This window comes from Micrococcus sp. KRD012, assembly GCF_017168555.1.
GTDB classification, from domain to species: Bacteria; Actinomycetota; Actinomycetes; order Actinomycetales; family Micrococcaceae; genus Micrococcus; species Micrococcus luteus.
In genome coordinates this window covers 158,130-178,949 of the sequence record NZ_JABFBB010000007.1, presented here as the reverse complement: position 1 = coordinate 178,949, position 20,820 = coordinate 158,130, and the positions used below count along the sequence as shown (strand labels likewise).

At 74.5% G+C, this 20,820-nt stretch carries 16 protein-coding genes and 1 tRNA gene; 9 read left to right on the top strand and 8 right to left on the bottom strand.

Annotated features, from left to right (window positions below; genetic code table 11):
- Nucleotides 1-5: 5 nt before the first annotated feature.
- Both J1M37_RS04185 and J1M37_RS04180 read right to left on the bottom strand, forming a co-directional pair.
- Complete coding sequence (locus tag J1M37_RS04185; RefSeq protein WP_012750984.1) at nucleotides 6-695, bottom strand: potassium channel family protein; 690 nt, start codon at nucleotides 693-695, stop codon at nucleotides 6-8.
- Complete coding sequence (locus tag J1M37_RS04180; protein WP_206452166.1) at nucleotides 688-2,046, bottom strand: potassium transporter TrkG; 1,359 nt, start codon at nucleotides 2,044-2,046, stop codon at nucleotides 688-690. Before J1M37_RS04180 ends, J1M37_RS04185 begins: the two co-directional genes overlap by 8 nt.
- Before the next feature lie 65 nt (nucleotides 2,047-2,111).
- Here J1M37_RS04180 and folP point away from each other — a divergent pair, with 65 nt between their 5' ends.
- The 5 genes from folP (at nucleotide 2,112) to J1M37_RS04155 (ending at nucleotide 6,858) form a co-directional block, all read left to right on the top strand.
- Nucleotides 2,112-3,104 (top strand): dihydropteroate synthase, encoded by a 993-nt coding sequence (gene folP / locus J1M37_RS04175; RefSeq protein WP_095694744.1) that lies wholly within the window; start codon nucleotides 2,112-2,114, stop codon nucleotides 3,102-3,104.
- Nucleotides 3,101-3,892: a dihydrofolate reductase family protein gene (locus tag J1M37_RS04170; protein WP_206452165.1), complete on the top strand. Its 792-nt coding sequence runs from the start codon at nucleotides 3,101-3,103 to the stop codon at nucleotides 3,890-3,892. Before folP ends, J1M37_RS04170 begins: the two co-directional genes overlap by 4 nt.
- Nucleotides 3,889-4,842: a DnaJ domain-containing protein gene (locus tag J1M37_RS04165; protein WP_206452164.1), complete on the top strand. Its 954-nt coding sequence runs from the start codon at nucleotides 3,889-3,891 to the stop codon at nucleotides 4,840-4,842. The genes J1M37_RS04170 and J1M37_RS04165 overlap by 4 nt, the downstream gene beginning before the upstream one ends.
- A 101-nt stretch (nucleotides 4,843-4,943) precedes the next feature.
- The gene (locus J1M37_RS04160) at nucleotides 4,944-5,420 is read left to right on the top strand and encodes a TrmH family RNA methyltransferase (RefSeq protein WP_100059261.1); all 477 of its coding nucleotides are present in this window, start codon (nucleotides 4,944-4,946) and stop codon (nucleotides 5,418-5,420) included.
- Between the two features lie 7 nt (nucleotides 5,421-5,427).
- Nucleotides 5,428-6,858, top strand: coding sequence for an anti-sigma factor (locus J1M37_RS04155; RefSeq protein WP_206452163.1), 1,431 nt, complete (start codon nucleotides 5,428-5,430; stop codon nucleotides 6,856-6,858).
- A gap of 21 nt (nucleotides 6,859-6,879) precedes the next feature.
- Here the strand turns inward: J1M37_RS04155 and J1M37_RS04150 are convergent, their stop codons facing one another.
- Both J1M37_RS04150 and J1M37_RS04145 read right to left on the bottom strand, forming a co-directional pair.
- The gene (locus J1M37_RS04150) at nucleotides 6,880-7,659 is read right to left on the bottom strand and encodes a PIG-L deacetylase family protein (RefSeq protein ID WP_036314367.1); all 780 of its coding nucleotides are present in this window, start codon (nucleotides 7,657-7,659) and stop codon (nucleotides 6,880-6,882) included.
- Nucleotides 7,656-8,912: a S1C family serine protease gene (locus tag J1M37_RS04145; protein ID WP_342345113.1), complete on the bottom strand. Its 1,257-nt coding sequence runs from the start codon at nucleotides 8,910-8,912 to the stop codon at nucleotides 7,656-7,658. The genes J1M37_RS04150 and J1M37_RS04145 overlap by 4 nt, the downstream gene beginning before the upstream one ends.
- 254 nt (nucleotides 8,913-9,166) lie before the next feature.
- On the opposite strand from J1M37_RS04145, the gene J1M37_RS04140 reads away from it, so the two are divergent.
- The 3 genes from J1M37_RS04140 to J1M37_RS04130 all read left to right on the top strand — a co-directional run bounded on the left by J1M37_RS04140 (nucleotide 9,167) and on the right by J1M37_RS04130 (nucleotide 13,814).
- Nucleotides 9,167-11,299 carry a TPM domain-containing protein gene (locus tag J1M37_RS04140; protein ID WP_102708466.1) on the top strand — a complete coding sequence of 711 codons (2,133 nt, stop codon included), beginning with the start codon at nucleotides 9,167-9,169 and terminating at the stop codon, nucleotides 11,297-11,299.
- Nucleotides 11,300-11,415: 116 nt separating this feature from the next.
- Nucleotides 11,416-12,234, top strand: a complete 819-nt coding sequence (locus J1M37_RS04135; protein WP_002854906.1) for a PspA/IM30 family protein — start codon at nucleotides 11,416-11,418, stop codon at nucleotides 12,232-12,234.
- A gap of 179 nt (nucleotides 12,235-12,413) precedes the next feature.
- The gene (locus J1M37_RS04130; protein WP_036341163.1) at nucleotides 12,414-13,814 is read left to right on the top strand and encodes a sodium/glutamate symporter; all 1,401 of its coding nucleotides are present in this window, start codon (nucleotides 12,414-12,416) and stop codon (nucleotides 13,812-13,814) included.
- 133 nt (nucleotides 13,815-13,947) lie between these two features.
- On the opposite strand, the gene J1M37_RS04125 is transcribed toward J1M37_RS04130, so the two are convergent.
- The 3 genes from J1M37_RS04125 to J1M37_RS04115 all read right to left on the bottom strand — a co-directional run bounded on the left by J1M37_RS04125 (nucleotide 13,948) and on the right by J1M37_RS04115 (nucleotide 18,522).
- Nucleotides 13,948-14,021 (bottom strand) — tRNA-Met (locus J1M37_RS04125).
- 176 nt (nucleotides 14,022-14,197) lie between these two features.
- Nucleotides 14,198-17,341, bottom strand: a complete 3,144-nt coding sequence (locus J1M37_RS04120; protein WP_119217204.1) for a UPF0182 family membrane protein — start codon at nucleotides 17,339-17,341, stop codon at nucleotides 14,198-14,200.
- Nucleotides 17,342-17,451: 110 nt separating this feature from the next.
- Entirely contained in the window at nucleotides 17,452-18,522 is a 1,071-nt protein-coding gene (locus tag J1M37_RS04115) for a YlbL family protein (RefSeq protein ID WP_342345112.1), read from the bottom strand.
- Nucleotides 18,523-18,718: 196 nt separating this feature from the next.
- On the opposite strand from J1M37_RS04115, the gene J1M37_RS04110 reads away from it, so the two are divergent.
- Nucleotides 18,719-20,113, top strand: a complete 1,395-nt coding sequence (locus J1M37_RS04110; protein WP_206452162.1) for a zinc-dependent metalloprotease — start codon at nucleotides 18,719-18,721, stop codon at nucleotides 20,111-20,113.
- Between the two features lie 64 nt (nucleotides 20,114-20,177).
- Here J1M37_RS04110 and J1M37_RS04105 read toward each other — a convergent pair.
- A partial coding sequence (locus tag J1M37_RS04105; protein ID WP_241250824.1) for a M48 metallopeptidase family protein occupies nucleotides 20,178-20,820 on the bottom strand: 643 nt, incomplete at its 5' end.

The following is a 20,820-nucleotide window of genomic DNA, read 5'->3' as shown; positions in this document are numbered from 1 at the left end:
CCGGCTCAGTCCCGGGCGAGGAACCGCTCGACGTCGCGGGTCGGGCCCACCAGGAGGATTGTGTCCTCGGGCTCGAGCACGTAATGACTCGGCGGGTAGAGCCACGTGCCGCGGCTGCGGACCGCGACCACGCGCATGCCCCGCTCCCCCGCGAGCCCGGTGGCTCGCAGGTCCCTGCCCAGCAGGCGCGACGGCGGCGTGGCCCGGACCATGGCCAGGCCCGGCTCGACCTCGACGAAGTCCTGGAAGGACGTGCTGACCAGGTGCGCCACGCGGCGGCCCATGTCCCGCTCCGGGTGGACCACGTGCTCCACGCCGAGCTGACGCAGGATCTCGCCGTGGCGGTCGTCATTGGCCTTGGCCCAGAGCTGGTGCGTCCCGAACCGCCGCATCAGCGAGACGGTGAGGATCGAGTCGGCGAGGTCGCCGCCGATGGCGACGACGACGTGGTCCATCTCGTGGACCGAGAGCTGGCGCATCGCCTCCTCGTCCGTGCTGTCCGCGCGGACGACGTGGGTCAGCCGGCCGTTGAGCGCCTGGACGGCCTCGGCATCGGCGTCGACCCCCAGCACGTGACAGTCGGACTCCATGAGCTCGAGGGCGACCCCTGAGCCGAACCGGCCGAGCCCGAGGACGGCCACGGTGGGGCGGTCGCCCCGGCGGGGGGCGAACAGGGAACGGGTGAGATCAGCCAATGAGGGGCCTCTCCTTCGGGTACTCGAAGTGGCGGGTGCGGTCGGTCAGGGCCAGGCTGCCGGCGACGGTGGCGGGGCCGATGCGGCCGACGAACATGAGGAGCATCAGGATGCCCTGCGCGGCCGGCGGCAGCTGGGCGGTGATGCCGGTGGACAGGCCCACCGTGCTGAACGCGGACACGCACTCGAACAGGATCTGGTCGGTCGTGAACGAGGACAGGCCCATGAGCGCCATCGTGGCGACGGCGATCGCGGTCGCGGAGAGCATGATCACGGTGATCGCCTCGCGGTGCGTGGTCCGGGAGAGCCGGCGGCCGAACGCATGGACGGCACCCTCCCCCCGGATCTCCGCGAGCACGATGAACAGCAGGACGCTCGCCGTCGTGATCTTCACGCCCGAGGCGGTGCCGGCGGGGCCGCCGCCGATGAACATGAGCACGTCGGTGCCGAAGAGCGTCTCGGGGTGCATCTGCCCGTAGTCCAGGGTGTTGAAGCCGGCGGTGCGGGTCGTGACGGACTGGAAGAACGCCGCGAGCACGCGCGAGGCCGGGTCCAGACCGCCCAGGGTCCGCGGGTTGGACCACTCGAGGACGAGGTACATGAGCGTGCCGCCCACCAGCAGCACCGCGGTGCCCACGAGCACGAGCCGGACCGTGAGGTTCCACCGCTCGGGTCGGCGCAGGTCTCGCCGCAGGGTCAGCACGACCGGCAGGCCCAGGCCGCCCAAGATGATCGCCGCCGCGATCGGCAGGCAGATGAACGGGTCCGAGACGAAGCCCATGAGGTTGTCGCTGAACAGCGCGAACCCGGCGTTGTTGAATGCGGAGACCGCGTGGAAGACCCCCTGCCACAGTGCCTGGCCCGGGGACATCCCCACGCCCAGCCAGAAGCGCAGGCTCAGCAGCAGCGCCACCGAGGCCTCGACGGCCGTGGAGTACAGGATCAGGGCCCGCAGCACCCGGGGCAGGTCCCCGATCCCCTCGGCCCGGGTGGAGGCCGCGGCGTCGAGGCGCTGGGTGAGGCCGAGCCGCCGGAGGATCACCAGCCCCAGCAGCGACGTGAACGTCATGACGCCCAGGCCACCGAGCTTGATGAGCGCGAGGATCACGACCTGGCCCAGGGGTGTCCAGAACGTCTGGGTGTCCACGACGCCGAGGCCCGTCACCGTGGTGGCGCTGGTCGCCGTGAACGCAGCCTCCAACGGGGTGGGCGCGCGGCCCTGATACGAGGCGGGCAGCAGCAGTGCGCCGGTGCCCGTCACGATGGCGACGAGGAAGGACCCGACCACGAGCTGGGTCGGACGGATGCGGGGCCGGCGCGGGCCGACCCGCGGCGACGAGGTGGATGCCACGGGATGGAAACATAGTCCTCCCGGGGCGCACTGTCACTGTGCGGCGCCGGTGGTTGAATGGCCGGGTGCCGACCCCCTCCGTCCCCCTCGTCCACCCGGTGCACCGGTTCGCCCATCACGAGATCGACTTCCGCCGCCGGATCGTCACGATGGCCGTGGTCAACCGCACCCCGGACTCCTTCTACGACGACGGCGCCGGCGCCGTCCTGGAGGACGCCCTCGCCCAGGCCCACGCCGCGGCGGACGCCGGAGCCGAGTGGGTCGACGTCGGCGGTGTGCCGTTCGCGCCCGGGGCGGAGCTCGACCCGGCCGAGGAGGCGGCGCGGGTGGTCCCCCTGATCGCGGCCCTGCGGAGTGGGGACGGAGCCGGGTCGTCCGAGGCGTCGCGCCGGCTGATCCTGTCGGCGGACACGTTCCAGCCGGCCGTGGCCGAGGCGGCCCTGGCCGCGGGGGCGGACGTCGTCAACGACACCACGGGACTGTTCCACGCGGACCTGGGCCGGGTGGTGGCCGCCGCGGGCGCGCACCTCGTGGTCACCCACTCCCTCGCCCACGTGCGCGGACCCCGGGCCGTGGTCCCCCGGCCGACCTACGGCGACGTCGTCACGGAGGTCCGCGACCACCTGCGGCGCACCGTCGACCGGGCCGTGGCGCTCGGCGTCCCCGAGGAGAGGATCATCGTGGACCCCGGCCACGATCTGAACAAGAACACCCGGCACACCCTCGAGATCACGCGGCGGCTGGACGAGATCGCCGCCCTGGGGCTGCCCGTGCTGGCCGCGGTCTCGAACAAGGACTTCATCGGCGAGAGCCTGGACCGGCACCGGCACGAGCGGCTGCCCGGCTCGCTGGCCGCGGCCGCGGCCTGCGTGTACGGCGGCGCCCGGATCCTGCGCATGCACGACGCTGACGCCTCCGTCTCGGCGGCCCGCATGCTCGAGTGCGTGTTCGGGTGGCGTCAGCCGGCGCGCCTGGTCCACAACATGGGCGCGGAGAACCCGCCGCCGGACCGCAGCACCCTGGCCGGACACCGCGCCCACCGCGGGGGGCGGGCATGAGACGGCTGACCGAGGCCGGCCCCGAGCTGGACGACGACGCCCTCCGCGCCGCCCTCGCCGCGCCCCCGGCCGAGGACACCGGCCCCGGACCCTGGGTCCGCGTCGTGTTCATCGCCTCCGCCGACGGCGCGGCCACCCTGGACGGCCGTGCCGGTGGGCTCGGCTCCCCCGCGGACCAGCGGCTGCTCTCGCTGTCCCGGCACGACGCCGACGTCGTGCTCGTGGGGGCCGGGACCATCCGGGCCGAGGGCTACGAGGGAGCGCTGCTGTCCGAGGAGGACCGGCGTCGACGCGCGGAGGCCGGCGGGCCCGCGGACCCGCCCGTGGCCGTGGTCAGCGGCAGCCTGGACCTGGACCCGGCGTCCGCGTTCTTCACGGCCGCCCCGGTGCGCCCCTGGATCCTCACGTCCCGGGCCGCCCTCGCGGCCGAGCCGGAGCGGGCGGCGGCGCTGGCCGCGCACGCGGACGTGCTGGCGGTCGGCGAGGAGCACGTGGACCCCCAGACCGTGATGGCCACCCTGCACGCGCACGGCGCCCGCGTCGTCCACTGCGAGGGCGGACCGCGCCTGTTCGGCAGCCTCGCGGCGGCCGGCCTCGTGGACGAGGTGCACCTCACCGTGGCGCCGCTGCTGGCCGGACCCGCCGCCGGCCGCGTCCTGACCGGCGAGGACGGCCCCGGCCTCCCCGCCCGGCTGCAGCTGGTCCAGGTGCTCCACGACGACGGCATGCTGTTCCTGCGCCTGCACCACGAGCGGCACGCCTCCCCCGGTCCGGACCCCACACCGTGAGCGCGGCCGAGGAGCACCGCACCGCCTACGAGGTCCTGGGCGTGCCCCGCGACGCGACCGCCGAGGAGGTCCGGCGGGCCTACCGCCGCGCGGCCCGGGCCGCCCACCCCGACGTGGGCGGCGACCCCGCCGCCTTCCGGGCCGTGACGCGGGCGTGGGAGCTGCTCGGCGACGCCGAGGCCCGGCGCCGGTACGACCTCTCGCTGCCCGGCCCGGACGTCGGGGCCCGCGGCCCCCGCGCGCCGGGCGGGTCAGCGCGGGCGCGATCGTCGGGACGGTCCGGACCCGGCGGACGTGCCGACCGCCCCGTGCGCTACGAGCCCCCGCCCGGCGAGGCGGAGGCGGACCCGACCGTGCTGGACCTGCCGCGATCGAGCCAACGCGTCCACGGGGCGCCGCGGCCGCGCGGGATCCTGCCGGACGAGCACCGGGTGCTGCGGCAGGCCCGCACCCTCGACGTGCTGCTGCGCCACGTGGCGGACGCGCTCCCGGCCGCCCGGGTCCTGACGGGACTGCGGCTGGGCGGGCGCTGGGGACGGCACCTCGACGTGGACCACGCGGTGCTGTGCGGCCATCGCCTGGCGCTGATCGGCTCCGTCATGGTCCCGGAGGGGACCTACACCTGGGACGGGGCGGACCTGCGCTCCCGGAGCCGTCCCGTGGCCCCGCCGCTGCTCGGCCCCGCGATGATGGCGTGGCAGCAGGCCCTGCCCCAGGTCACCGTCGGCGGATTCGTGCACGTGATGACGGACCGCGACGCGCGGCACGCACCCGTGATCCGCCACACGCGCGGCGCCGACGCGCCGGAGGCGCAGGCCGACCTGCTCACCGCCCCGCCCGCGCCCGGGATCGCGTTCGCGCGCGAGGTCGCGCTCTTCCTGGGCACCGGCATGGACCCGGACCTCGTGGACCGGCGCGCGCTCGGCGCGCTGGTCGACCGGCTCCACTGAGGCACGCCCCGCCCGGCGGCGCCCCACTAGGCACCCCACCCCGACCGAACCCGCACGAGGGCGCCGACCGCGCCCCGGCGCCCGGCACCCCCGGCTTCCGGATCCTGCTGCTCACCCCGGAGATCCCCGGCAACACCGGCAACGCGATCCGGCTCGCCGCCCTCACGGGGGCCGAGCTGCACCTCGTGGAGCCGCTGGGCTTCGGGTTCGAGGACGCCCACCTGCGCCGCGCCGGCCTGGACTACCACGACCTCGCGGTGGTGACGGTGCACCCGGACCTCGACGCTGCGCTCGCGGCCCTCGCCCCCGCCCGTGTGCTGGCCTTCACCGCGCGCGGGTCCGTGCGGCACGACCGGGTCGCCTACCGGCCCGGCGACGTGCTGCTCTTCGGCCGCGAGTCCACCGGCCTGCCCGAGGAGGTGCTGGCCGATCCGCGGGTCACCGAGACCGTCGGCCTGCCCATGCAGCCGGCCCGTCGGTCCCTGAACCTGGCGAACGCCGTCTCCATCGCCGTGTACGAGGCCTGGCGCCAGCACGACTTCGCCGGGTCCGCGGCCCGTCCCGATTCCCTAGACTGAGGCCACCATGCAGACTCCTGACGCGTCCGAGCCCCACGTCGACCGCCCCGATGACGCCGGCCAGCCCGCCCTGGACACCCTCCTGCGCCGCAGCGCCGAGGGTGACCGGGCCGCGTTCTCCGCGTTCTACGACGCCACGGTCCCGTGGGTGCACGGCCTGGCCGAAGCGATGTTCGGCCCCGGCGACGACGCCGCCGCGGCCACGGTCCGCACCTACCTGACGGCGTGGGAGGAGGCCTCCGAGGCCGGGCTCGACCTGAGCGAGCGTGACGACGCGACCCACCGCGAGCGCCAGGTGTTCACGTGGCTCGAGGTCCTCGCCCACCGTGTGATGACCTCGCTGCGCCGCGCCGGCGGCTCCGCGGCGGAACGTGGGCGTCGTCCCGGCCCGGCCGGGCCCGCGCCGTTGCCCGAGGACCTCGTCGACCGCGTGGCCCCGGACGCCTACGAGGCCGTGCGACTGGCGTGGCTGGGCGGCTGCACCGACCGGGAGGTCGCCGATCGGCTGGGTCTGCCGGCCGGCCAGGCCCGCACCCTCCTGCGTGACGGCGTGCGGCAGGTCGTGGCGGCCCGCCGCGACCTCACGCAGGACGCCGCCCGGCCGTCCGCGCCGGCCCCGGCGACCGGCCCGGCACTCGGCGCGGACGTGCGCGAGGACGTGGACGCCGGCCGCGCACTCGAGCTGGCCGACCTCTCGGCCGTGCACGCGCTCGACACGGCCGGGCACACCGCGGCCTTCTCCGCCGTGCAGCGGCGGGGCGGCGAGCTGGCCCGGTGGCGCTCCCGGGTGGACGGTGCGCGCCAGGCGGTGGCCTGGGCGTTCCGGTCCGTGACGGCCGAGCCGCCGTCGGCCCTGCTCGACGAGGTCCTGCGTCGCCTGCCCGCCCAGGACGTGGGCATGGACCTGATCGGCGACGAGTCCGCCCCCGCCGGCCCGCCGCGGGACCGCCTGCGCTGGCTCAAGGTGACCGCCCTCCTGCTGCTCGCGGCCCTCGTGCTCGGCGTCGGCGGGTGGACGGTGTGGAGTCAGTTCACGCGGCCGGGCATCGTGCACCGCATCGACCAGTCGAAGGACCTGTTCACGACCTCGGAGTACCCGGCCCAGGACGGCGGCACGGTCCAGGCGTTCCTGTCCCGGGAGCAGAACAGCGGCTACCTGACGATCAGCGGGATGCCCCAGCTGCCGGAGGGTCAGTCCTACCAGCTGTGGCTCTACCCCTCGGACGGCACGGCCCCGGCCTCGCTCGGCACGTTCGACGCCAACGGCTTCGGCGAGCCCGTCACCTTCCGGGGGCTGGACCGCTTCGCGGCGATGGGCATCTCCGTGGAGCCCAGCTCGGGCTCGGAGGTGCCGACGTCGGAGCCCGTCGTCGGCGTGGACCTCGACCCCACCGCGCAGACCGGCCCGCGCTACGGCGGTCGGCCGAGCACCAACTGAGATCCCCCGCAGGGGGGCGGTTCAGAACCCGGCGATGGTGCTCGGACCGTTGACCGTGACCAGGTGGAACGCCTCGGCGTGACCCGGCGCGGCGGCCGGGCCGGCGGCGCGCCGGTGATGTTCGGCCATCTGGGCGAGCACGTGCCGCCGCATCGCGTCGACGTCCGGGTGCTGGGAGAGGTGGGCGTCGAGGGCGCGCAGCTTCTGCTCCGCCAGGCCCGTGACGTCCACGACCGTGTTCCGGCGCGCGGCGGGGGCGGCGTACAGCAGCAGGTTCCGGACCTTGAACGCCTCGAGCCCCTCCGCCGCGAGCTCCGGGTACGCGTACGGGTTCTCGGCCGCCGGGTACGCGGCGCGCACCACGGCCTCGCCGCAGGCGAGGTGGTCCGGGTGGGCGGCCTGCATCCGCTCCCAGTCCCGCTCCGGGTGGGTGCTGAGCACCACGTCCGGGCGGACGCGGCGCATCAGCGCCACGAGCTTGCGGCGCACGCCGTGGTCCGGCTCGAGGTGTCCGTCGCGCTCGCCGAGGAAGTGGACCTCGGCGGCACCGACGACGGCGGCGGCCGCGCGCTGTTCGGCGTGCCGGCGGGCGGTCATCGCCTCCGGGCCCTCCGAGTCGAAGCCGCCGGCGTCCCCGTCCGTCACGATGCACAGCTCGATGTGCAGCCCGGCCGCGCGGAAGCCGGCCAGGGTGGCGGCGGCCCCGAAGTCGAGGTCGTCCGGGTGGGCGCCGACGGCCAGGACCCGGCGCCAGCCGTGGTGGGCCGCGAGCGCGGCGGGGGTGGTGAGCGTGGTGGTCACGAGCGGGTGTCCTCCGTGAACGTCACCTCGGTCGTCTGCTCCGCGCCGTCGCGGAGGTAGGTGACGTCCACCGAGTCTCCCACGCGGTGCTCGCGGACGACGGCGGTGAGGGACTCGGAGTCGATCACCGCGCGGTCGCCGACGGCGGTGATCACGTCGCCCTCCTTCAGCCCGGCCGCGTCGGCCGCCGACTCTCCCACGACCTGCTGGACGCGGGCGCCGTCGCTGAACACGGTCCGGGCGTTCTCGCTGCCGCCCTGCACCTCGGCGGGCTCCGGGGTGACGCTCACGCCGAGCATGGCATGCGTGGCCTTGCCGTGGTCGATCAGGTCCTGTGCGACCCGCTGGGCGTAGTCCACGGGGATGGCGAAGCCGACCCCGATGTTGCCCGCCTCGCTCGGGTCCTGGCCGGCCGAGGCGATCGCGACGTTCACGCCCACCAGGCGACCCTCGGCGTCGACGAGCGCGCCTCCGGAGTTGCCGGGGTTGATGGCCGCGTCGGTCTGCAGCACGTTGATGTACACCTCGCCCCGGGTGCCCTGCGGGGTGCCCGGCAGCTGGAAACGGTACTGATCGGTGCCGGAGGACGAGCCGGAGCTCTCGCCCTGCGGCTCGGGCGCCTCGGAGGACGCCACCGCGATGGTCCGGTCCAGGGTGGAGATGATCCCGTCGGTCACGGTGTTCGGCAGGCCCAGGGGGGCGCCGATGGCGACGGCCTCGTCCCCGACCTTCAAATCCCCGGACCGGCCGATCTGGATGGGGGTGAGGTCCGGGGCGTCGATCTTGATGACGGCCAGGTCGGACAGCGGGTCGGTGCCCACGACGGTGGCAGCGTAGACCTCCCCGTCCGAGGTGCGCACCGTCAGCTCGGCGTCGTTGGCCTGGCCGCCGAGGGTGACCACGTGGGTGTTCGTGAGGATGTGCCCCTCCGTGTCCAGGATCGACCCGGAACCGGAACCGGAGGCGGAGCTCGACGTCGCGGAGATGGTCACCACGGAGGGCAGCGCGGTCCTCGCGGCGTTCCCGACGGCGGTGTCCGCCACGGGCTGTCCCCCGGCCTCGGCCGAGGTGTCCGTCGCCGGCGAGGACGAGGAGCTCGCGGCCTCGGAGGCGGCCTCGCCGCCGTCCTCCGCGACCGCGCAACCGGAGAGCCCCACCATGAGCACGGCTGCGGCGAGCAGGCCCGCCCCGGCACGGGCGCGGGACTGGGGCCGGGGACGCGCGACGGTGCGGGCCGTCGGCACGGGGTCCACGGGGTCCTCGCTTCGGGTCGGGCCCCGGGCGGTCGACACAGACGCCCGTCGTCTTGCGGACGCGCGCCCCGGGGCACGTCCACGCTAGCGTGCATGACTGAACGCCGCCTAGAGGCCGAACGTCCGCTCCTCCCACGGTCCCGGCCGCGCCGGATCCCTGGTGCCCGATTCCCACGCCGCCCTACACTCAACCCCAGGATCCGGCGGGTCCGCCCGGTGCGGCGGCTCGCCTCCGCCGTCGAAGGAGACCCCACATGACCGTGCCCACCCGCCCCGCCGATGTCGGCCGTCTGGCGCGCGCCGTGACCGCCGCGGGTCTGGGAGGCCTGGGCCTCCTGGTGGCGGCACCCGCCTCGCACGCCGTGACGGTGCCGCCGGGCGTGTACGTGGTGGACGAGGCCGGGGTGCTCTCGACCTCCGATGAGCAGCGGCTGACCCAGGAGATCCAGGACCTGCGCCGGGACACCGGGCAGGGGCTGTACGTCGTCTACGTGGATGAGTTCAGCACGGACGCCCAGACGCTGGCCCAGGACGTGGCGCGCCAGCGCGGGCTCGGGACGAACGACTCGGTCCTGGCGATCGCGGTCGAGGACCGCGCCTATGGGCTGGACAGCGGCGGGGACGCGGACCTGCAGAACCAGGTGACGCGCACCTACGTGGGCCCGGAGCTGTCCAAGATCGGCACGGACCCCGGCTCGGCGGAATGGCTCGCGGCGGGCACCGCCGCGGTGCAGGGGCTCGACGACGCCGCCGACGGCACGCTCGACGGCACGGGGGCCAGCGGGGCCGAGTACGATCCGGCCGGTGCCCTGCCGGCCGGCACCGCGGGCGACGGGAGCACGGCCCAGGGCGCCTCCGGCGGCGGGGCCCTGACGGCGGTGCTCGGCGCGGGCGCGGTGGCCGCGGCCGTGGGCGGCGGCGTGCTCGTGGCCCGCAGCCGGAAGCGCACGCAGGGCGGCGCGGTCGAAGGGGGCCGCACCGAGGAGGTCCGCCGCGACCCCCTCGACGAGCTCAGCGTGGAGCAGCTGCGCACCCAGGCCGGCTCGAAGCTCGTGGCCGCGGACGACGCCATCCGCTCCTCGGAGCAGGAGCTGGGCTTCGCCGAGGCGTCCTACGGGGAGAAGTCCGTGGCGACGTTCCGCGAGGACATCGATCGGGCCAAGGAGCACATGCGGGCCTCGTTCCAGCTCCAGCACCAGCTCGACGACGAGATCCCGGACACCGAGGCCGAGCAGCGCGCCTGGCTCAAGGAGATCATCCAGCGCAGCGAGGCCGTGGGTGCGGCCCTCGCGGCGCACAAGAAGGAGTTCGACTCCCTGCGCGACCTCGAGAACCAGGTGCCCGAGGCCCTGGAGCGCGTCGACGCCCGCCTGCCCGAGGCGCGGTCCCGGGTGCAGGAGTCCGAGTCGGCGATCGCCGCGCTGCACGGCCAGTACGCGGAGTCCGCCCTCGCCGAGGTCGCGGACAACGCGACGCAGGCCCGGGAGCGGCTCGAGTTCGTGGAGACCGCCGTCGCGAAGGCGCGGAGCGCGTGGGACGCCCAGGACCGCTCCACGGCGGCGCTGGCCGTGCGTGCCGCCGAGGAGGCGCTCAGCCAGGTGGACACGCTCACGGAGGCGGTGGGCAAGGCCGAGGGGTCCCTGCGGGCCATGCTGGGCAACCTGCAGACGGGCCTCGCCCAGTCCGAGCAGGACGTCGCCGAGGCCGAGGCGCTCGTGGCCAACGGGTCGAACCCCGAGCTGGCCGGCCCGGTGGCGGGGATGAAGAACGCCGTGAACGCGGTGCGCCGAGCCCTCGCGGCCGGCCGCCCGGACCCCCTGGAGCTGCTGCACCAGCTCGAGGCCGCGCACCGCCAGCTCAACACCCCGCTGGCCGGCGTCCGCGACGCTCGGGAGCAGGCCCGCCAGGCCTCCCAGGTGCTCACCTCCACGATCGCCCAGGCCCAGGCGCAGATCGACGGCACGGCCGACTTCATCGGCGCCCGGCGCGGTGCGGTGGGCTCGGAGGCCCGGACCCGGCTCGCGGAGGCCGACCACACGCTGCGTTCGGCGATCAGCCTCGGCCGCACCGACCCCGTGGCCGCCCTCCAGCAGGCGCAGCGCGCCTCCCAGCTGGCCGAGCGCGCGAGCGAGCTGGCCCGCGCGGACGTCGAGGGCTTCGGCTACGGCCCCGGCATGGTGGGCGGCATGTACGGTGCACGCCCGCGCGCCGGAGTGGGCGGCAGCTTCGGCGGCGGCCTCGGCGGCGCACTGCTCGGCGGCATCCTGATGAACTCGATCCTGAACAGCGGCAGCTGGGGCGGCGGTGGCTTCGGCGGGTTCGACGGCGGCGGCCTCGGCGGCGGCGACTTCGGCGGGTTCGGCGACATCTCCGGCGGCGGCTTCTGACCGCCGCCCCATGAACTCCGGCGCCCCGGGCGCCGGCCCGGCCCGCACGCGCGGGACGGGGTGGACGCAGGCCGACGGTCTGCGCTGACGTGAAAGACCGACGAAAGGCAGACACCATGGTCAAGCAGTCCATCTTCGGCCGCATCAGCACGCTGGCGAAGGCCAACATCAACGCGATGCTGGACAAGGCCGAGGACCCCCAGAAGATGCTGGACCAGATGGTCCGCGACTACACGAACAACATCGCGGAGGCCGAGGCCGCCGTCGCCCAGACGATCGGCAACCTGCGGATGATCGAGGACGACTACCGCGAGGACCAGGACGCGTCCCGCAGCTGGGGCCAGAAGGCGCTGGCCGCCTCCCAGAAGGCCGACGACTTCCGCACCAAGGGCGACACCGCCTCGGCGGACAAGTTCGACAACCTCGCCAAGGTGGCCATCGAGCGCCAGATGGACTTCGAGCGCCAGGCGAAGTCCGCGGAGCCGACCATCGCCTCGCAGCGCGAGATCGTGGAGCGCCTGAAGACCGGTCTGGACCAGATGAAGGTCAAGCGTCAGCAGCTGGTCGCCAAGCGCGACGAGCTGACCGCCCGCGCCAAGTCCGCCCACGCCCAGTCCGCGGTGGCCGACGCCGTGAAGTCGATCGACCTGCTGGACCCGACCTCCGAGGTCTCCCGCTTCGAAGAGAAGGTCCGTCGCGAGGAGGCCCGCGTGCGCGGCCAGCAGGAGATCGCCGCCTCCTCCCTCGACGCCCAGTTCGAGTCCCTCGAGGACCTCGGCGAGAAGACCGAGGTGGAGGCCCGCCTCGCCGCCCTCAAGGCCGGCGGCGCCGGCCAGGCCGCCCTCACCTCGGGCGACGTCGACGCCGATGAGACCCTGACCCTCGACTACGCGGCCGAGGGGACCGCCGAGGAGACCGGCACCGCGCGCGGCTGACCCCGCCCCTCCCCACGGCCCGTCGCCCGGTCCACGCCGGCGCGGCGGGCCGTCCTCGTGCGCCCCGGCCCGGTGCTCCTCCCGGACGCGCCCCGGCCCCCGCGCTCCTTTGGTACTGTCCCGGGGTCCCTCGGCACGCTCCGTGGGACACCCCCGTCCCCGCACAGAGGAAGAACCCCATGCAAGAGCAGTTCACGGCCTGGTCCGTGCTGGTCGACGCCGGCCTCATCGGCGCGCTCCTGGCCGTGGGCACGCTGGCCCGTGCCGTCATCACGCCCCTCCAGACCCTGATGATCCCGGCCTCCGTCATCGCGGGCATCCTGGGCCTGGCCCTCGGCCCGAACGGCCTGGGCTGGCTGCCGTTCAGCTCCCAGCTGGGCACGTACGGCTCGATCCTGATCGTCATCGTGTTCGTGTGCATCGCGCTCACCGACGACTTCGACGTCCGCAAGATCGGCCGCCCCGTGGGCGCGTTCGCGTCCTACGGCGTGCTGATCTACTCCTCCCAGGTGGCCATCGGCGCCCTCGTCACGCTGGTCCTCCTGCAGCCGCTGTTCGACGCGCCCGACTCGTTCGCCGCCCTGCTGTTCGCCGGCTGGGCGGGAGGCTTCGGCTCCGCGGCCGCCGTGGGCCAGGCGTACGCGGCCAACGGTGATGCGACCGTCACCTCGCTGGCCTACACCTCGGCCACCGTCGGCATGATCGTCGGCGTGGTGGGTGGCATCATCCAGGCCAAGATCGGCGCGCAGCGCGGCCACGCGCGGGAGTTCGCGGGCCTGACCTCCATCCCGGAGGAGCTGCGCACCGGGGTGCTGAACCAGGTGGAGGAACGCCCGGTCATCGGCCGGCACACCTTCTCGGCGGCCTCGGTGGAGTCGCTGGCCTTCCAGGTCGGCGTGGTCGCGATGATCGCGGCGGCCGCGCACGGCGTGGTCTCCTGGATCACGGCCGTGTGGCCGAGCGTCGTGGGTGAGGACGGTCCCCAGCTGATCATCCCCGCGTTCGCGATCGCGTTCCTCCTCGGCCTGATCGCCCGCGTCCTGTTCCAGGCCACGAAGACGGCGAAGTTCCTCGACCCGGGCTCGCTGAACTCGGTGTCCGGCACCGCCACGGACATCCTCATCGTCTGCGGCATCGCCGCGATCGCCCCGACCGTGGTCGTGGACTACTGGCAGCCGCTGCTGCTCCTGTTCGTGATCGGCCTCGCGCTGGCCCTGTTCCTGGGGATCGTCGTGGCGCCGCGCGTCATGACCGACGCGTGGTTCGAGAAGCAGCTGTTCACGTGGGGCTGGGCCACCGGCGCCGTCGCCACGGGCGTGGCCATGCTGCGCATCGTGGACCCGAAGCTGAAGTCCGGGACCATGGAGCAGTTCGGCGTGGCCTACATCCCGGTGGTGCCCGTGGAGATCGCGGCCGTGTCCTTCGTGCCGCTGCTGCTCCTCGCGGGCCTGTCCTGGGCCGTCGTCGGCATCTGGGGCGCCATCGCGGTCATCGCGATCATCGCTGCCGTCTGGCTGCGCCGCACCGACCCGGGCCGCCGCACCCCGGCCCAGCAGGCGGTCCGGGCCTCGAGCCGCTGACGCTCCCGCTCCCCCGCGTTGATCGCCCGAGGGCGGTCGGCTCGCCCGCCGGCACCGTGCCGGCGGGCCGGGGCGACCGGGTCCGGACATGCGAGAAGGCCCCCAGCAGATGCTGGGGGCCTTCTCCTTCTCGTTGCGGGGGCAGGATTTGAACCTGCGACCTCCGGGTTATGAGCCCGGCGAGCTACCGAACTGCTCCACCCCGCGGCGACTTCTAGAACTATACACACCTGTTCCGTCGAGTTCAAATCGGCGTCAGCACCCCGCCACCCGGCGGCCATGCGGCGGCCACCTGCCCCGAGACGACAGCGGCCCCGACCACGCGCGGTGCGTGGCCGGGGCCGTCGTCGACGGTCCGGCGGGCCCGGCCCGCCGGCGCCGACTCAGCCGCTCGGCGTCGGGCTGGGGCTCGACGACGGCGCGGGGCTCGCCTCGGCCGGGGCCTGCTCCTGGGCAGGCGCGTCGCCGCCCAGGGCGTCGTCGGCGGCGGTGGCACGCTTCAGGGCCTCGTTGAGACGCTTCTGCTGCTCGCCGTAGCCGGCCCAGTCGCCCTCGGCCAGACGCTCCTGGCCCTGGGTCAGGGCGTCCTGAGCCTCCTCGAGGGCCGCCGAGAGCTCCTCCTCGACGGTGCCCGGAGCCGTCGGCTCCTCGCCCGGCGCGGGCGCCTCCGCCTGCTTCTCCTCCGGGGTGACCGCGCCCGAGTCCCCGTCGAACACCTGGTCCAGGGCCTCCTGGAGGGTGTCCGCGAAGCCGACCTTGTCGCCGAAGGAGACGAGCACCTTGCGCAGCGTCGGGTAGGTGGTGCCGCCCGAGGAGCGGACGTACACCGGCTGGACGTAGAGGATGCCGCCGGCCACCGGCAGGGTGATCATGTTGCCGTTGAGCACCTCGGACGCGCCCTGGCGCAGCAGGTTCAGCTCCCGCGAGACGTCCGCGTTCGAGTCGAAGTTGGCCTGCGCCTGGCCCGGGCCGGGCACCGTGGTGGACCGCGGCAGCTCGAGCAGTCGGAGCTGCCCGTAGCCCTCGGCCTTCACGCCGTCCTCCCCCGTGCCGGCGTCGCCGGCGGCGGAGAGGAACCCGTAGAGCACGTTGCGCTGCTGGGCACCGTCCGTGATCTGCGGTATGTAGCTGCTGGTGAGGGAGAACGCCGGCTCGTCCTGGCCGGGCATCTGCAGCGTCATGTAGTACGGCGGCTGCTTGACGTCCTCCTCGCGCGTGGGGTCCGACGGCACGGACCACGCGTCGTTGTTCTCGTAGAAGTCGTCCGCGTCGGTCACGTGGTAGCGGCCGAGCAGCTCGCGCTGGACCTTGAACATGTCCTCCGGGTAGCGGACGTGGTCCAGGAGTCCGGCGCTCATCTCCGAGTACGGGCGCAGCGAGGACGGGTAGACGTTCTGCCAGGCCTGCAGCAGCGGATCCTGGTCGTCCCACGCGTAGAGAGACACCGAGCCGTCGTACGCGTCCACCGTCGCCTTCACCGAGTTGCGGATGTAGTTCACCCGGCCCTGGAGCGCCGGGTTCTGGCCCTGGCTCAGGGAGTCCACCGTGACCTCGCCCAGCTGCTGCGCGGTGGAGTACGGGAACTGGTCCGAGGTCGTGTAGGCGTCCACGATCCACTGCACGCGGCCGTCGACGATCGCCGGGTAGGGGGCGGTGTCCACCGTCAGGTAGGGCGCGACCTTGCGGACGCGCTCGGCCGGGTCGCGGTCGTAGAGGATCTGCGAGGCCTCGTTCACGTCCGAGGACAGCACCAGCTCGGGCGAGCCGAACTTCACCGCGTACGCGAGCCGGTTGAACAGGTTGCCCACCGAGGGGCCGCCGTCGCCGGAGAAGGTGTACGCCGTGTCCTCCTGGGAGTCGGCCGTCTGCGGCCGGTCGCGTTCGACGGCCGGCGCGCCCTCGGGCGCACCCACCACCGAGTACGAGGGCGAGTTGAGCCCGAAGTAGATGCGCGGCTCGTAGTCCTGGTCGGAGGCCAGCGGCCCGCGCGTCGGGATCTCGGAGAGCAGCCACTGGGGCCGGCCGCCGGCCGCGACCTCGGAGGCGTCGGCCACGACCATGCCGTAGCCGTGCGTGTAGATGGTGTGGCGGTTCACCCACGACTGGGAGTCGTCCACGTTGACGTCACGGGCCGCCAGGATGGTGTCCCGCGTCTGGCCGTCCACCTCGTAGCGGTCCACGTGCAGGGTGGTGGGGAACGCGTAGTACGGACGGAACTGCTGGAGCTGCCCGAAGGTCTGGGAGATCAGGTTCGGGTCCATGAGACGGACGTTGGCCGTGTTGGCCTCCTCGCCCGCCAGGGCCCCGGCCTCGGTGTCCGTGGCGCCCTCATAGTTCGTCACCTCGACGTCGTCCAGGCCGTACGCCTCGCGCGTCATGGCGATGTTCCGCTCGATGTACTGGGATTCGAGCGTGCGCTCGGACGGCTTCACCTGGTACTCCTGCACGATGAAGGGGTACGCCGTGCCCACCACGAGCGCCGTGATGACCAGGACCGCGGTGCCGATCAGCGACAGCCGCCACCGGCCCGAGACCACCGTCCACACGAACAGGCCGGCCACGATCACGGCCGTGACCGCCAGGATCGCCGACGTCGGGATGACCGCGTTCACGTCCGTGTAGAGCGCGCCGGCCCAGTTGCCGGTCTGCGACTGCGTGGTGCGGTAGCGGTTGAGCCAGAAGTTGACGCCCTGCAGCAGCAGGAACACGGCCAGGGTGATGCCGATGTGGGCGCGCGCCGCCGGGGTGATCCGCACGCCGCCGCCCTCCTCCACGCGCACCGCGCCGTACAGGTAGTGCACCAGAAGACCGGTGATGCCGGAGACCAGGACCACCGAGATCAGGTACCCGACCACGAGCGTCAGGAACGGCAGGGTGGCCATGAAGAACATGAGGTCCAGGCCGAACTCCGGGTCCGCCTGGCCGTAGGGCACCTGGTTCAGGAACAGCAGGACCGTGTTCCACCCGTTCATCGCGGTGGAGCCGGCGAACACGCCGAGCACGAGCGGGACACCCAGGAACACCAGGCGCCGGATGGGCTCCAGCTGGCGCTGGGCCTGGCTGAGCGAGTCCCGCGCGGCCGCGGACGCGTCCGCGGGGCGGTGGCGCCAGGCCGTGCGGATCGCCAGCCACACGGCGAGGGCCATCCCGAGCCCGGCGATCAGGAACAGCGCGGCCTTGGCGACGACCTCGGTCCAGAAGACCTCGGTGAAGCCCAGCTGCGAGAACCACAGCACGTCCGTGTAGACGTTCGTGAACACCACGAACAGCCCCACGAGCACGGCCACCGCGATGATGGTCAGCACGAGCGCGCTCGGCCGGCCCGGCCGGCCCCTGCCGCGCGCGGCGGAGGACCCGCCCCCGCCGAACGGGCCACCAGGACCGCGGTCGCCGTCGTCGCCCGGGCCGCGCGGGGCGCCGCCGAAGGGGCCGAACGCCCCGAACGGGCCGGACTGGCCCCCGGCGGTCCCGCCGCCGTCACGGGGCGGGCCGCCGAACGGTCCGCCGCCTCCCTGTCCGAAGCTCACTGCTCTGTCCTCTTCCCTCCCGCGTCCGCGGGGCTCTGCTCCGGTCCGGGGCGCTGCGCCCCGGACATGTCGTCCGGTCTGGTGGTCTGGTGGTCCTGGTGTGCGTCGGCTCAGCCGCACGTCCGGGCGGCGGCCGGGCTCTCCCCCCGGGCCACCGCCTCGACGATGTCGCGGGCCTGGCCCAGCGTGTCCACGGGGTACACCGTCAGACCCTCGGGCACACGGCCGGCCAGCTCCTCGCAGTTCGCCGTGGGGGCGAGGAACGTCGTGGCCCCCGCCTCGGCGGCGCCGCGCACCTTCTGCGGGATCCCGCCGATGGGACCCACGACGCCGTCCCCCGAGATCGTGCCCGTTCCCGCGATCGGGGCGCCCCCCGTCATCGCGCCCGGGGTCAGCCGCTCGATCACGGTGAGCGCGAACATCAGACCCGCCGAGGGCCCGCCGATGTCCGGCACGGTCAGCTCGACGTCCACCGGGACGTCGTAGGCGGTCTCGATCAGGGCCCCCATCTGCCACGGCTGGGGCGCGCCCTCGGGGGCGGCCGCCACCGGCACCTCGAGGTCCTGCTCCGCGCCGTCGCGGCGGACCGTCAGCGTGACCGGGTCGGGCCCCGCGGCCCCGACGGCGGCGCGCACGGCCTCCAGGTCGGCCACGGGCCGTCCCTCGGCGGCGATCACCTCGTCCCCGGCCCGCAGGACACCCTCGGCGGGCCCGCCGGACACGAGCTGCTGCACGACGAGCCGCTGGGGCACCTCCCGGCCGAGCTCGTGCAGGGCCGCGGCGGTCGCGGTCTGCTGGGAGTCCGACATGGCCGCCGAATTGGCCTCGCCGACCTCGTCGGAGGTGACGCCGGTGGGGTACATCAGCTCGCGCGGGACCACGTCCACGGCGGGGTCCGTCAGGCCGCGGCCGAGATCGAGCAGGGAGGTGGTGCCGATGGGCGGGCCCCCGACCATCACGGTGGTCATGGCCAGGGTCCCCTCACCCGGGTCCGCCTCGCCGCCCTCGACGCGCAGCACCGGTCGACCCTCGCGTTCGCCCAGCAGGTCCACGGCGGGGCCGGGGCCCTCGAGGATGTAGGGGGTGGGGGCCAGCAGTGCCAGCCCGGCGCTGCCCAGGGCGAGCCATCCGGAGAAGGGCACGCGGGCGGCGCGGGTGGTCCTCGAGGGCACTGCGCGCACGCGACACCGTCTTTCCTGGGGGTCCTGATCGGGCCGTCCTCGCCGCCGGGCACGGGCCGCGCGGCGACGGTCACACCAGTCTACGCGGGGCCGCGACCCCCGCCTGCCCCGCGCGACGCCGTGCGCCATGGGCGAACCGCGCCGCCGCGACGTCGGGAGGGCGGGCGCGCCGCGCCGACGCGGATACGCTGGAGACATGAGCAACGACGCGCGCACGCCCGGATCCGACGACGGCCGCGACCCCCTGGAGGAGATGCTGCGGCAGCTCTTCGGCGGCCAGGGCCCCGACCCGGACGAAGTCCGACGCGCCATGGAGGGCCTGGGCGGCCCCGGCGGGGTGCCCTTCGACCCGTCCCAGCTGAATCCGGCCATGATGCAGCAGGCCATGGCCCAGTTCCAGGCGATGATGAGCTCCGGCTCGGACGGCCCCGTGAACTGGGCTCTGGCGAAGCAGGCCGCCCGCCAGGCCGTGGCCGGCGAGGACCCGGCCGTCGGCTCGTTCGCGCGACGCGAGGTGGACGAGGCGCTGCGGCTGGCCGAGCTGTGGCTCGACGGCGTCACGCAGACCGAGCCCGTCGGCAGCGTCGGCGTGGCCTGGTCCCGTGCCGAGTGGGTCGAGGCGACCATGGACCAGTGGCGCCGGCTCACCGAGCCCGTGGCCGTCTCGATGTCCCGCGCGATGTCCGCGGCCATCGAGCAGCAGCTGCCGGGCCAGCTCCCCGAGGGCATGGACGCCTCCCTGCTCGGCGGGCTGCAGCCCATGCTGAAGAACATGGGCGGCACGATGTTCGGCCTGCAGCTCGGCGGCGCCGTGGGCGCCCTGGGCAAGGAGGTGCTCTCGGGCACGGACATCGGCCTGCCCGTCGCCGGCCACCGTCTCGCCCTCGTCCCCGTGAACATCGAGGAGTTCGGCGACGGGCTCTCGGTGCCGGACGACCAGATCCGCATCTACCTGGCCCTGCGCGAGGCCGCACGCATGCGCCTGTTCCTGCACTCGCCGTGGCTCGAGCGGGACCTGTACGCCGCCGTCGAGCAGTACGCCGCGGGCATCCGCCTGGACACCGAGGGCATCGAGCGGGCCGCGCAGTCGGTGGACCCGATGGACCCCGGTTCCCTGCAGGCCGTGTTCGACGGGGCGTCGTTCATCGCCGCCCCGGACGCCACCCAGCAGGCCGCGCTGGACCAGCTGGAGCTGCTCGTCGCCCTCGTGGAGGGCTGGGTGGACGTGGTGGTCGCCGAGGCCGCGCGCCCGCTCGAGTCGGCGCCCGCCCTGCGCGAGACCATGAACCGCCGCCGCGCCTCGGGCGGCCCGGCCGAACAGGCCTTCGCCGCCCTCGTGGGCCTCGAGCTGCGCCCGCGCCGCCTGCGCGAGGCCGCCGCGTTCTGGGAGCACGTCACGGCCGAGCACGGCACGGAGTACCGCGAGGAGATCTGGCGCCATCCCGAGCGTCAGCCCACGGCGGAGGACCTCGAGGACCCCGCCGGGTACGCCGGGCGCCGCTCCGCCGCGGACGCCAGCGCCGAGTCCCTCGACGACGAGCTGCGCAAGCTCCTCGAGGGCGGCTTCGGCGACGCGCCGCGCGAGGGCTGAGCCCCTCCCGGCACGACGGCGGCGGGCGGTCCGGCACCTCGGGTGCGGGCCGCCCGCCGTCGTGTCAGCCCGCGTCCTCGTCCTCCGCCCACCGGTCCGGCGCCGTGCGACCGCGGCCCTCGGCGAAGGTGACCCCCTCGAGGAAGGCCATCGCCTCGGCGTAGCGCGGGTACCGGTCCACGAGGCGTCGGAAGGCCGGGCCGTGTCCGGACTCCAGCAGATGGGCCAGCTCGTGGACGAGCACCGCCGCCACCACCCAGTCCGGCATGCCGCGCAGCTGCGTCGAGAGCCGGATGGTGCCGCGGGCCGGCGTGCACGAGCCCCAGCGGCGGCGCTGCCGGGCCGACCACGTGACCGAGACCGGACGGGCCCGCCCACCCAGGTGCGCCGCCGAGAGCCGTCCCGCCCAGGCCAGGAGCGCGTCGTCGGAGCGAGCGTCGGCGGGGCGGCCGCCCGGGTCGGCCGCGGGCTGCCCCGTCCCGCCGCGTGCGCCCACCTTCGCGACCATCTGGCCGATCCACTCGCGCTCCTGCGCGGCCGAGAGCCGGGCCGGGACGTTGACCTGCAGGCGGCCGTCGCGCCACCCCGCCGAGATGGTGCGGGTGCGGGCCGTGGAGCGCACGAGCCGCACGGGCGTGCCCTCCCAGTCCAGGTCGGTGCTCTCGCGGGCGGGGCCGCGGTGGGCGGCCGGGACGGCACGCGGAGGG

What these genes read in the sequence shown, in the direction of transcription:
- J1M37_RS04170 (WP_206452165.1), top strand. Translation starts at nt 3,101, where the DNA reads ATGAGACGGCTGACCGAGGCCGGCCCCGAGCTGGACGACGACGCCCTC.
- J1M37_RS04155 (WP_206452163.1), top strand. Translation starts at nt 5,428, where the DNA reads ATGCAGACTCCTGACGCGTCCGAGCCCCACGTCGACCGCCCCGATGAC.
- J1M37_RS04140 (WP_102708466.1), top strand. Translation starts at nt 9,167, where the DNA reads ATGACCGTGCCCACCCGCCCCGCCGATGTCGGCCGTCTGGCGCGCGCC.
- J1M37_RS04135 (WP_002854906.1), top strand. Translation starts at nt 11,416, where the DNA reads ATGGTCAAGCAGTCCATCTTCGGCCGCATCAGCACGCTGGCGAAGGCC.
- J1M37_RS04130 (WP_036341163.1), top strand. Translation starts at nt 12,414, where the DNA reads ATGCAAGAGCAGTTCACGGCCTGGTCCGTGCTGGTCGACGCCGGCCTC.
- J1M37_RS04110 (WP_206452162.1), top strand. Translation starts at nt 18,719, where the DNA reads ATGAGCAACGACGCGCGCACGCCCGGATCCGACGACGGCCGCGACCCC.